General features: G+C 65.8%; 1 protein-coding gene. It reads left to right on the top strand.

Annotated features, from left to right (window positions below):
* Positions 1-295: condensation domain-containing protein (locus KQH55_RS16195; protein WP_235091689.1), on the top strand; the 295-nt coding region annotated here is incomplete at both ends.

Consider the following 295-nt stretch of genomic DNA (forward strand, 5'->3'; position numbering starts at 1 on the left):
GATGAACCGGGTCAGAGGACTGGGCGCTGACGTGCCGCTGGCGACCTTGTTTGCGACGCCCACGTTGGCCGCGTTTGCCGCGGCGCTCGAAGCCCACTGGCAACAAGGCACCGAGGCGCGGCCCGAGATCACGCCGGTGTCGCGCGAAGGCAGATTGCCGCTATCGTTTGCCCAGCAGCGGCTGTGGTTCCTCGCGCAGCTTGAGGGCGTCAGTGAGTCGTATCATATGCCGCTGGCGCTACATGTGCGCGGGCCACTTGATCGGGCCGCATGGCAACAGGCATTGGATGCGTTG

It is taken from the genome of Mycetohabitans sp. B3 (genome assembly GCF_021498065.1).
Classification (GTDB): domain Bacteria; phylum Pseudomonadota; class Gammaproteobacteria; order Burkholderiales; family Burkholderiaceae; genus Mycetohabitans.